Annotated in this window: 12 protein-coding genes; 8 read left to right on the top strand and 4 right to left on the bottom strand. The window is 58.9% G+C overall.

Translation table 11 applies throughout. The features are described 5' to 3' along the window. Positions 1 to 69: 69 nt before the first annotated feature. From VGI36_12890 to VGI36_12870, 5 genes are all read left to right on the top strand, one after another. Positions 70 to 945, top strand: a complete 876-nt coding sequence (locus VGI36_12890) for an RNA polymerase sigma-70 factor (protein ID HEY2486041.1) — start codon at positions 70 to 72, stop codon at positions 943 to 945. A gap of 473 nt (positions 946 to 1,418) precedes the next feature. Beyond that, on the top strand, positions 1,419 to 1,814 hold the full coding sequence (locus VGI36_12885) for a VOC family protein (GenBank protein HEY2486040.1): 396 nt from the start codon (positions 1,419 to 1,421) through the stop codon (positions 1,812 to 1,814). A 31-nt stretch (positions 1,815 to 1,845) separates the two neighbouring features. Further along, positions 1,846 to 2,388 carry a hypothetical protein gene (locus VGI36_12880; GenBank protein HEY2486039.1) on the top strand — a complete coding sequence of 181 codons (543 nt, stop codon included), beginning with the start codon at positions 1,846 to 1,848 and terminating at the stop codon, positions 2,386 to 2,388. Positions 2,389 to 2,421: 33 nt separating this feature from the next. Continuing rightward, positions 2,422 to 2,907, top strand: a complete 486-nt coding sequence (locus tag VGI36_12875; protein HEY2486038.1) for a DoxX family membrane protein — start codon at positions 2,422 to 2,424, stop codon at positions 2,905 to 2,907. Between the two features lie 39 nt (positions 2,908 to 2,946). Then, on the top strand, positions 2,947 to 3,384 hold the full coding sequence (locus VGI36_12870; protein ID HEY2486037.1) for a pyridoxamine 5'-phosphate oxidase family protein: 438 nt from the start codon (positions 2,947 to 2,949) through the stop codon (positions 3,382 to 3,384). Positions 3,385 to 3,444: 60 nt separating this feature from the next. Here the strand turns inward: VGI36_12870 and VGI36_12865 are convergent, their stop codons facing one another. The 3 genes from VGI36_12865 to VGI36_12855 form a co-directional block, all read right to left on the bottom strand. After that, the gene (locus VGI36_12865; GenBank protein ID HEY2486036.1) at positions 3,445 to 4,554 is read right to left on the bottom strand and encodes an LLM class flavin-dependent oxidoreductase; all 1,110 of its coding nucleotides are present in this window, start codon (positions 4,552 to 4,554) and stop codon (positions 3,445 to 3,447) included. Between the two features lie 272 nt (positions 4,555 to 4,826). Further along, complete coding sequence (locus VGI36_12860; protein ID HEY2486035.1) at positions 4,827 to 5,828, bottom strand: aldo/keto reductase; 1,002 nt, start codon at positions 5,826 to 5,828, stop codon at positions 4,827 to 4,829. 631 nt (positions 5,829 to 6,459) lie between these two features. Further along, entirely contained in the window at positions 6,460 to 6,783 is a 324-nt protein-coding gene (locus VGI36_12855) for a hypothetical protein (GenBank protein HEY2486034.1), read from the bottom strand. Between the two features lie 259 nt (positions 6,784 to 7,042). Between VGI36_12855 and VGI36_12850 the strand changes: the two genes are divergently transcribed. Then, positions 7,043 to 8,029, top strand: a complete 987-nt coding sequence (locus tag VGI36_12850) for a PQQ-binding-like beta-propeller repeat protein (GenBank protein HEY2486033.1) — start codon at positions 7,043 to 7,045, stop codon at positions 8,027 to 8,029. Between the two features lie 59 nt (positions 8,030 to 8,088). Then, positions 8,089 to 8,589: a hypothetical protein gene (locus VGI36_12845; protein HEY2486032.1), complete on the top strand. Its 501-nt coding sequence runs from the start codon at positions 8,089 to 8,091 to the stop codon at positions 8,587 to 8,589. A gap of 72 nt (positions 8,590 to 8,661) precedes the next feature. On the opposite strand, the gene VGI36_12840 is transcribed toward VGI36_12845, so the two are convergent. Continuing rightward, on the bottom strand, positions 8,662 to 9,111 hold the full coding sequence (locus VGI36_12840) for a pyridoxamine 5'-phosphate oxidase family protein (GenBank protein ID HEY2486031.1): 450 nt from the start codon (positions 9,109 to 9,111) through the stop codon (positions 8,662 to 8,664). 159 nt (positions 9,112 to 9,270) lie between these two features. On the opposite strand from VGI36_12840, the gene VGI36_12835 reads away from it, so the two are divergent. Continuing rightward, positions 9,271 to 9,921, top strand: a complete 651-nt coding sequence (locus VGI36_12835) for a TetR/AcrR family transcriptional regulator (protein ID HEY2486030.1) — start codon at positions 9,271 to 9,273, stop codon at positions 9,919 to 9,921.

Below are 9,921 nucleotides of genomic sequence, written 5' to 3'. Positions count from 1 at the left end.
TCCGAGTGGCTTGCGCGGCGCGGCGCAACACAGCCGAGCGCAAGCGTCCAGCGCCTGTCAAGGTAAGCAGTGGATTTTGAATCTTACCGTCCGCTCCTGTTCTCGATCGCGTATCGGATGCTCGGCAGCGTCGCCGATGCGGAAGACAAGGTGCAAGACACCTACCTGCGCGTCGAAGCTTTCTCGCAGGAGAAAATTGACAATGTGCGAGCCTATCTGTGCACCGTGGTCACGCATCTTTGCCTGGATCATCTTCGTTCCGCACGTACACGTCGCGAAGTCGCATCCGGAATGACGTTGCCGGAGCCAGTGGCGGAGCCGTTGCTCGCTCTACCACCGGAGAGCGCGACCTTGGCGGAGTCGCTCTCAATAGCCTTTCTGACCATGCTGCAAAGTCTCGCCCCCGTGGAGCGCGCCGCCTTCCTGCTACATGAAATTTTCGATTTCGACTACCCGGAGGTCGCGCGAATCGTAGGAAAGACTCCGGTGAATTGCCGGCAGATCGTCAATCGCGCCAGAAAGAACATGCAGGGAGGGCGGGTGCGATTTGCAATCAGTCCCACGGAGGTAAGGAAAATCGTCGAGCGCTTTTTGGACGCGGCGCGACAGGGCGACCTTACGAACTTACTCGAACTTCTGGCCCCGGAGGTTACGCTTTACGCTGACGGAGGCGCTCACGGCGTTCGTTACGGGGCCGTCCGCAGCCTCACCCGCCCGCTGCACGGCAATCACCGCGTCGCCAAGTTCTTGTTGGCAGGACAAGCGCAAGCGCCGCAGGCCATTACCTTCGAAATTCGCGACATCAATCTCGCCCCCGCCATTGTGACGTATATGGATGGCAAACCCTTGGGCGTGATGAGCTTCGACGTGGTGAGACACCGCATCCGCAACATCTTCATTCTTGCCGACCCGGACAAACTGCACTCCTTGGCAGAAAACGCCTAGCAAATGCGTCCGCCGTCGAGCGGGTCGTAACCAAAAACGCTGCTGACCAAGCCAGATAAAAAATCGCGTTGCAGCTCCAAGTCGGCGGGCTCCGGGCAGGTTTTCCTGGGTTCGCGCAGCAAGTCAGTTACCTATTGCCGACACTACGCGGACCATGTTCTGCGCTTCGCCTCGCCCGACAAAGCCATTGCGCTGCCGACGAGCATCGCCATTTGCGATCTCACCAACCTCTGGCGAATTAGTAACCTCACCGACGTCTGCTGGAGAGCTGCCGGCGTGTCCCCCGGTTGTTTCCTAGTCGGCGGTGTTCAAGAAGAGTCGCGCGGCACCCATTGGCACGGCGCTGGTTCTTCAACTTCAAACCGACACCTCCCAGGGCCGCACTCGGCTGTCACGAGCGACGCGCTGCGCCGTCTATGATTTGACAGCAAAGTCGCCGGACACCGACAAGACGACCGGCCAAAAGAGGAATCATGAAATTGTCGTTCGCTCGAATCGTTACTGCCGACGTAGGCGCCCTGGCGAACTTCTATCGCGAGGTGACCGGAATCACCCCGAACTTCCTGAGTGACGCTTATGTCGAATTCGCGGCCAGCGGGGCCGCGCTGGCAATCTCAAGCCAACAGACAATGGACGCATATGGAGCGCGGGCCACGCAGCCGGGCTCTAATCGATCAGTAGTTTTCGATTTTCAGGTCGCCGACGTCGATCTCGAGCGCAGTCGCCTGGGAAAGCTGGTCACGGAATTCGTGCTTGAGCCCACCAATCAGCCGTGGGGCAATCGATCGATGTTGTTCCGCGATCCGGACGGTAATCTCATTAACTTCTTTGCGCCGATTCGGACGGGGCAAGTCTCGACCGAAAAATAAAGGGCGCGCGGTGGCTCGGGAGGAAGAGAACATGGGACTGAAAACAGCGTTGGGACTGACGCAATTGACGAGCATGCTCGTGTTCGGCAGCGTCGCATCCTGGTACGTCGCGCCCTGGCTCGCTCGACAGGAACGAGCTACGGCGCTGACGGCCCTGGTGTGGCCGCATGTCTTTCGCTACGTCGCGCTGCAAGCCTACTCCGCGCAGCGCGCCGGATTTCCGATCTCCGATGCCGCCCTGACGCGGCTCGTCTACGGAGACCTCGCCGGCGCGGCGCTCGCGTTCGTTGTGATTCTGGCCCTCCGACACAGAGTTCAAGGCGCCGCCGCTTTGACTTGGTTGCTTGTGATCACAACCGCTTTCGATACGGTCTCGAATGTTTCCAACGGCATCCACGAAAACCTGTTCGGGGCAGCAACCGGTGTTACGTGGATGGTTGTGAGTTTCTACGTTCCGCTGTTGATGGTGAGCATCGCCCTGACCGTGTGGCAGCTGTACTCCAGATTCGGCGAACCGATTGCTGCTTCGGACTCAGGCGCACGACTGCAGATGGGAGACGCATCTGCTGTGTAGCAAGCCGGTAACTTACACAAAGAGCATTTATCGATGAATTATAAATTGACCATCGTCCTACGAAGTCTCCTTGGCCTAATCTTTGTCGCGGCTCCAGCGGCTGCCATATTTCATGCGGTAGAGCCCGCCCTGCCAACGCAGGCGGCTACGTTTACCGCTGCGCTCGCTAAGACCGGTTATATGATGCCGCTTCTATGGAGCACGGAAATAGTGGCCGGCTTGATGCTACTGAGCGGAATACTGGTTCCGATCGCTCTGCTGCTGCTTGCGCCAGTGGTCGTTAACATTGCCTTGTTTCATGCTTTGCTAGCGCCGGCCGGAGCCGGTCCGGCGGCCCTGGTGATTGGACTTCAGATATTCCTGGCGTGGGAGTATCGCCGCGCCTTTGAACCACTCTTCGTTCTGCGCGCCGGTTTTGGCCGGCCGCGCGACAGGGAATTCTTTTTCTCGAGGACGAGCCAATCAAAACCGTCTTGGTCGGAGAGGAGGAGCACTATGGCGAAGGGCGCCCTGGACTGATGTTTCCTGACAAGGGCCTGTAGTACAACGACCACCATGATGGATGACAGCCAAAAGAAGAAGCTGCTTGACCTGTTTGGAAGTCAGCACGTGGCGGTCTTTTCCACTCAGGGGCGAGAATGGCCGACCGCCACGATGCAGGCATTTGCCGAGACTTCTGAACTCGAACTGCTATTCATAATGGGCGATAGCGACAAGTACCGAAACCTGATCGAACGGCCGGGCGTCACGGTTCAGATCGACGATCGTGACAGGGGCGACATCCCCACCTTCCGTGTGAATCGGGCCACTATCTATGGGACTGCGAGCGAAATTCCGCGCGGCGACCAGTGGAACGCCCTCAAAGACCATTTCATCAGGAAAAATCCCTTCGAAGAGCGCTTCTTTGCCAATGAAGCGCTCCGGATGATCCGGGTGACGCCCCGGCGCATCTCATTTGCCGGCGCGGACTACAAGAATTTCAAACTCGAGTTGTAGAAAAAGAACAGGGGCGGCCGTTTCCGATCGCCCCTGTGTTTGCCTCGTTCGAACCGTTTTTTAAGCCGCCGCGTGCGTGGGGAGCTCGGCTCCTTCACCCAGCGGTTCCGCTGGCCACTTCTTCACTTCAGGTAGCACGTGCTTAGCAAAGCACTTGAGATTTCGTTCCACCTCATCGAACGGCATCCCCGCGTAACTGAAATTCAGCATGAATCCCCGTGCGTCTATGGTGTCGCGGATGAACTGGAGCTTCTCCAGCACCATATCCGGGGTCCCCCACGGCATCAGCTTCGCAAAATCCAGTGCCGCGCCTTCGATACCGTGCTTGGCGATAAACTTGTTGATCTGTTGGTAAGATTCGTAGCTCTTCCAGGTACCGAATTTCTCCGATTGCATCTCGTAGTGCTTGATCACGGTCCTGTAGTTACCTGACAACCACTTCATCGCCTGCTCTTCAGCGCGATCCTTGTTCTCGTCGACGAAAACAAATCCGCCGCTGAGTGGTTTGGGCGGAGGGGTGCCGTTCACTTCGCGCCAGACCTGATGGTAGACCTCGAAGTCCTTCTTGACCGCTTCCCACGGCTTCTGTGGAATCACCAGCAGACCCACTCCCAGCTTCGCCATGATCGGCATGGACTCGGGCGAGACCGCCGCCGCGTAGGTGCGTCCCTTGAAAGACTTGAACGGGAGCGGACGAATCTCGCGGCGCGGCTGCTTGGTGAAGGAGCCGCCCTCCATGTAGCCCTTCTCGAGGGCGTTCATGATCAGCTCGGCGTATTCGACAAACAGGCTGCGCCCCTCGTTCTGGTCGATGCGGAAGCCCTCGTACTCGATGCGTGCGAGACCGCGCCCGATTCCGAAGATAAACCGCCCATCGGACATGTGATCGATCAGTGCAACCTGCTCGGCGACCCGCAGCGGGTCATGCCAAGGCAGCACCACCACCATCGAGCCGAGCAGCGCCTTCCGGGTCCGGCCCGCCATGTAGGTGAGAAACTGAACCGGGTCCGGACACATCGTGTAGTCATCGAAATGATGCTCGACCGCCCAGACCGAATCGAAGCCGAGCGGCTCCGCCATCTCGGCCAGGCGAACTTCATTTTGCCAGACCTCGCGGTCGGAAAGTTTGTTTTCAGGATTTTGAAAAACGCATCCGTAGCCGACGTGCATAAGGACCTCCTTCTAGTGCCTCTCAACTCCTGTCGCGAACCTACGCAAAGTCTACATACTGCCTTCGAGGTCAACTGCCAAGTCCGGCCGTCGCCGAACGCCGAGGTTCCGGTTGCGGCCAAAAAGAGTGCCGACCCAAGCCGAGCAGGACGTGGCCCGTCCAGGCTTCAATTACCGGCAGTACCGACCGAACGTCGCTTCCGGTCCGGAGGAAGACGCGATGTGCGCTCCAAACGATATTTTCGTGGGCTACCATCTCCTCCATTGGGCTCCTAGCGACGGCTTTGATTGCGGGTCTGCATTGCGCCTGGATACTCGGGCGCCAACGCGCTCGCTCTGTCCAGAGCGTCGAGTTCAGCTTGTTCCAGACGAAGGCCGAGCGCGGAGAGATTCTGGTCGTTCTGCTGAGTCGTGCGCGCGCCATAGATGACCGAGCTCACGCCGGGCTGCTGATTCACCCACGCGAGCGCTACTTCCGCGATACCTCGCCCACGCTCTTTGGCGAGGTTCTCAACCGCTTCGAGCGTCCGGTAGTTGCGTTCGTTCGCAAGCCGTCCCCATAGGTCGAGCTTGGCCAGTCGGCTGTCCTGCGGAGGCTTCTCCCCGGAGCGATATTTGCCGGTCAGAAAGCCACCTCCGAGTGGACTCCAAGGAATTACACCAACCTGTTCGGAGCGGCAAAGCGGCAGGATCTCGCGCTCGATTTCGCGCGAAATTAGGCTGTATTGAGGCTGCAGGCAATCGAAACGCGCGTAGTTGTGTTTGTCGCTGACCCAAAGGCTTTTCATCAGCTGCCAGGCCATGAAGTTAGAGGCGCCCAGATAGCGAACTTTGCCCTGGCGCACCAGGTCATCAAGCGCGCGCATTGTTTCTTCGATGGGCGTTTCGAAATCCCACGAATGTACCTGATACAGGTCGATATAGTCTGTCTGTAGCCGCCGGAGGCTACGCTCGACTTCGGTCATGATGTGACCCCGCGACAGCCCGATATCATTGGGGGGAACCGGTTTACCCAAGAAAACATTGGCATTGAAGCGGACTTTGGTCGCCAAGACCAGCGACTGGCGGCGCTCCTTGATGATTCGCCCGGTGATTTCTTCTGACGCGCCAGCTGCGTACACATTGGCGGTATCCAGGAAATTACCGCCTAATTCGAGATAGCGATCGATGATTTTGCGAGCGTTGGCTTCATCGGTCTCGCGCCCGAAGGTCATGCATCCCAGGCACAGCTCGGCCACTTTGAGACCCGTGCCGCCTAGCCTCCGATATTCCATTTCTATTGTTCCTCCTAAATGGCGAGTTTAATTGTGCCGGCCCTTTCGCAACAGAGGAACCATCGGCGCGGAGGGGCTATTTTCCAAGAATTTTGGGCAATGAATTATTTTGAATTCGTCTGCGTCTATTCCAGTAGGTGCAAGGCTCTGGCACCGACCCGGTTGGTTGCTCCTCCCACTGACCGGGGACACCGTCCGTACCGTAATGCGGACGGCCGCTACGAACGGGCGGGCGTTGGAGAGTTCCCCCCCTCTCCTAACGCCCGCTTTTTTTGGCGACCTTTTGGCGCAGCATCCTCAGTTTTCGAGTTGAAAACGTCTCCGCAGTTGTAGACGAGCCTGGCAAAGCAAAATCTTGCCTAGACCGGAAGGGTCGACTACTACATTCGCCACGAGAGGTTGCCCAGCGTTAGCTAGGTCATGGGCGAACCTGGTACGCCCATGCTCGTTGACATATGACGTGACGAACACGCGCGCTGGCCTGACAGGATCGTTCTCGATTCTCTCCAGCGTCGGATTGTCACCCCGTACACCCGAGTGACCGCGATTCGATGCTAATCACGATGGTTTAGTACTGACCGACGCTTAGTTGCGATTCGTACTTGACAGCGCCACAACGCGCCGTCAAAGCTCAGTGCTCGATGTTTCGGTGGAAGCTATGGTTGGTAGTCCTCCCGGTGGGTGTGTTCGTTCTGGGCGTGACAATGGCGAGTTGCGGAGGCGGAAGCAGTTGCTTCGGGTCCTTCAACAGCAAAGGAATATTCGTCGCGGGCCTTTGTCCCACCGCGAGCCCTTCGCCCGCATTCGCGCTGGCGGGCATCAACATCTGCCAGGGACCGCCACCACCAACACCGACCCCCACCGCTTCCGGCGCGCCAACCCCTACTCCGACCGCATGCTCACCGTTGGCGACCAGCACCGCCGTGTCCGGCAGCGGGGTCTCGATAAACTTCAATGCTCAAGGAATTCTGGTCAGAGGCAAGCAGACTACATTCACGGACATCACCAACGCCATCAGCACCCTTTGGACCTCCAACAATAGCCCTCCGGGGAGCGTCCAAGTGCTTCAGCCGCCGACGAGCAACCATGGCGGACAATACACGGGCCTCAACGATGGTTGCGCGTGTATCAACGCCAGTTCTAGTGGAATCACATCCCGGCCGGTCACCGTGGGTGTCGGGGTAAGCTCCGGCTCCTGCCCCCCATGCGCGACTGTGACCCCGACGCCAGCCGCCGCGGCGGCGCAGATTTCGAACGCGGAGGAACAAAGTAATTCCGGCCCGACGGTGCTGTGGACCTTTGATGGGAATGCACCGGTGGCCGGCCCAATTGTATCGGGTGCGGAGGGCACCGCTAATTTCATCACCAGCGACCGAATGCTTCATTCGATTGACACAACGGGACACCAGGTCTTCGACCGGCCCGCAGGCGGGCTGGCCGCGGCCGTCGCCCCAGACGGAACCATCTTCGCGCAGGGAACCACCTCGTGGATCTATGGGCTCGACAATCGCGGCCGTCCCAAGTGGAAGGCGCAAGTGGGAACCGGCAACGGCCCGCTAGCAGCCGACAGCACCGCCGTGTACGCGAGTGAGAGCGGCAACCTCATCGCAGTCAGTGACGGTGAGACGTTGTGGAGCCTGCCGGTGGGAAATCCAAGTCGTGGAGTGATCATACCCGGTGGCGTCGCGGTCGCTTCCAACGGCGGAGACCTTGTTGCCGCGACCGCCAACGGAAGCTCGCTGTGGAATTTCGCTCCCGAAGGTGGCTTTTCCGGAGAGCTGGCCGTCGCCAATGGCGTCGTGTACGTGGGCTCGTCCACGGGTGGCGTATATGCATTGGATGCAAGCACGGGCTCGATCATTTGGCGGGTGCCAAGCGGCGCGGCAGTGACCTCGGGACCCTCGGTGAGCGGCACCGGACTGATCTTCTTTGGCTCCGATGCCCTCTATGCGGTGGATTCAAGCGGTACGGTCCAGTGGTCATCAAAATCACTTGTGCCGCTGCCGCGTGCAATCGCCGCGCTTAGCAATGGCACTATTTTCGACGCGCTGGATGTCGCTGCATCATCGGTGATGCTCGACCTCGGCGGCAACCTCGAATGGTCCGCCCGGGATCTCGGTACCGTAGTGCAGGTTAGTGCGGGAACCTCGGGCACCGTGTACGTCGCCTCCTCGGATGGGAACGTCCGTGCGTTGAAATAGCTGACGCTGCATATTGGTCGAGCTTGACCGCTCGCACAGCACCGGTGTGAGATACTTTCATGAGCGCCATAGAAATCATCAAGCGCCGGCTCAAGGAAGATCGCATCCCAGAAACCCCCGAAGATGTTGGGCACAAGAAAAAGCGTCCACGCGAAGTCGCGTTCATGGACATCAACCTGTGCTTTCCTTGTGGCAAATGCCCCGAATTCTGCCCCGTGCAATGTATCGAATATCTTAGCCCGGGCTCGGTGCCGGGCCGCGGCGTGCAGCCTGTTCAAGACCGTTTCCAGGAATGCATCGGTTGCTACATCTGCGTCGAAGTTTGCGCACTGCTGACTGATTACGATGCAGTCCGAATGTACGACACCAAGCTGGTCGAGGACGCGCTCGGAGTTAAAGTCGGCGATGAGCCCCCCGCCGAGCGGATTCCTGCCGAGCCTTACGAGGAATTGTTCTCGGAAGGCGGCCGCTACCGGCATCTCGGCAAAGGTTCACGCATCCGCGAAAAGATGTCCGCCGAGGAGCGCGCAATTTTCGCCCGTGAGCGCGTCCGCGGCTAACCCCCCGCTAGGGGTCATCCTTGCATTTAAACTTACGGGAGAATGCGCACCGCGGGGCGGTGCGGGTCGACCCTACTTCGAAACCCGCCATCGTTCGGGACTTTTCCCTTGGGTCATGTCATGCAAAGAGGTCAGCTCAGCGCTCTCGGGCTCAATCAGCAGCAAGCCGAAATCCTTCGAGCCAGGACCCTGCGGCCAGAACTGTCCCAACTCGTAGTCGAAAATCTTGCCTTCCCAAACTCGCTGTTTCTCGATGGGATCCTCGACGAACCGCGCGTGACCCGTGATGGTCAGATGAACCATGTCGGATCCAATTTGATAGAAGAGCTCGACCCGCGGGTTCTTCCCTATCTGTCTCGCCTTGGCCGAACTACGGCCGGTCGCGACCCACACGCACTTGCCCTCGATTCCCGGGTGGACAACGCGCACTTTGGGCTGATCGCCTCTGGTGGTCGCCAGATACGCCCAGGTCGCTTTCGCGCCGACTTCGCGCGCTTTGTTCCAGAACTCCGCCTCCGTCATTGGTCGACCCTAAAAACCTATGGTTTCTGCGAATTTATGCCTACTTACCGGCCGAATCTATCCGCCCTGAATTGTGGAAAACCCAACAATTCTGTGGACCGTCTGATTTGACAGTCCCGCCCGCCGTCACTAGCCTCTAGACTTCGGCAAGGTAACGGGATGGAACGACAGGCCCGGCGCGCACAGGTTCTGCGCCACGCCAAGCGAATTTTCGCCCGCAAGGGCTATCATCGCACTAACGTCGCGGACATCATCAGCCGCGCCCGGATCGCGCGCGGTACCTTTTACCTCTATTTTCAAAACAAAAAAGATCTTTTCGAAGAACTCCTTGAACAGGTTCTCACCGAACTGGCGTCCCGTATCCTTCGCCTGCGCGTCGGTCCCGAGAGCCCCGACCCCGTCGAACAGCTGCGCGCCAACCTGCGCCGCGTCGTCACCTATGTCCTTGATGAACGTGAGCTGACCGACATTCTTCTTAACCATTCGACCGGGTTCGATCGGGACCTAGATGAGAAGATTCTTAACTTCTATGACCGCATCGCGGCGCTCATCCAGCGTTCGCTCGACCTAGGCATCGAGATGCACCTGGTACGCCAGAGCGACACCCGTGCGATCGCGTACTGCATTCTGGGTGCGATAAAGGAAGTGGTGGGCCTGCTCTCGCGGAGCGCCGCCGCTGATACCGACAAGCTGGTGGAGGAAGTCCTCGACTTCGGGCTGCGTGGTGTGGCGCGCCAGGAGCTGCTCGACGCGGTCAAGCGGAGCGGCGCTTGCGGCACCAAGTCCGGCTTTTTATTTACCGCGAAATAG

Source organism: Candidatus Binataceae bacterium, from assembly GCA_036495685.1.
Classification (GTDB): domain Bacteria; phylum Desulfobacterota; class Binatia; order Binatales; family Binataceae; genus JAFAHS01.
This window is presented reverse-complemented; position numbering and strand designations above follow the sequence as displayed.

Excerpts from the sequence above, each read along its gene's own strand:
- VGI36_12885 (HEY2486040.1), top strand. The coding sequence starts at position 1,419 with ATGAAATTGTCGTTCGCTCGAATCGTTACTGCCGACGTAGGCGCCCTG.
- VGI36_12880 (HEY2486039.1), top strand. The coding sequence starts at position 1,846 with ATGGGACTGAAAACAGCGTTGGGACTGACGCAATTGACGAGCATGCTC.
- VGI36_12875 (HEY2486038.1), top strand. The coding sequence starts at position 2,422 with ATGAATTATAAATTGACCATCGTCCTACGAAGTCTCCTTGGCCTAATC.
- VGI36_12870 (HEY2486037.1), top strand. The coding sequence starts at position 2,947 with ATGGATGACAGCCAAAAGAAGAAGCTGCTTGACCTGTTTGGAAGTCAG.
- VGI36_12865 (HEY2486036.1), bottom strand. The coding sequence starts at position 4,554 with ATGCACGTCGGCTACGGATGCGTTTTTCAAAATCCTGAAAACAAACTT.
- VGI36_12860 (HEY2486035.1), bottom strand. The coding sequence starts at position 5,828 with ATGGAATATCGGAGGCTAGGCGGCACGGGTCTCAAAGTGGCCGAGCTG.
- VGI36_12845 (HEY2486032.1), top strand. The coding sequence starts at position 8,089 with ATGAGCGCCATAGAAATCATCAAGCGCCGGCTCAAGGAAGATCGCATC.
- VGI36_12840 (HEY2486031.1), bottom strand. The coding sequence starts at position 9,111 with ATGACGGAGGCGGAGTTCTGGAACAAAGCGCGCGAAGTCGGCGCGAAA.
- VGI36_12835 (HEY2486030.1), top strand. The coding sequence starts at position 9,271 with ATGGAACGACAGGCCCGGCGCGCACAGGTTCTGCGCCACGCCAAGCGA.